Annotated in this window: 1 protein-coding gene; it reads right to left on the reverse strand. The window is 27.7% G+C overall.

Annotation, left to right across the window (positions count from 1 at the left end; translation table 11 throughout):
- Positions 1-231 (reverse strand): sugar transferase (locus DW114_RS15010; protein ID WP_233512189.1); only part of this gene is annotated, 231 nt, incomplete at its 3' end.
- Positions 232-405: the final 174 nt, after the last annotated feature.

Here is a 405-nt window from a genome sequence, read left to right on the forward strand (position 1 = left end):
ATTTTTTCCTACACGCATATGTTTAAAGAATACTGGCCCTTTTGAGTCTACCTTAATTGCTATCGCTATAATTAAAAATATTGGCGAAATTATAATAAATAGTGATAACGCACTTATGAAATCAAATATTCTTTTGATAAAAAAATAACCGTATCTACTTTTTATGTTCTCTTTTGTTTTAGTCATTTCCAAACAACCATCCTGTTCATATTGAACAGTTGAATCCTTCATTTTCTCCCTCCTCCTTAAATGCTACATGTAATTTGTCTTGAAATGTATAGGATAATATATAGTCGGTTTTCTGATGAAAATCGGCTTTTTTTGTGCTTTTTTCTATCTAATTCCCCATATTTATAGACATAAAATCATAAAAATTCATGTATCTCAATAATTATACATTATGAA

The organism is Absiella sp. AM09-50 (genome assembly GCF_003433845.1).
In the GTDB taxonomy this organism is placed as follows: domain Bacteria; phylum Bacillota_I; class Bacilli_A; order Erysipelotrichales; family Erysipelotrichaceae; genus Hoskinsella; species Hoskinsella hominis.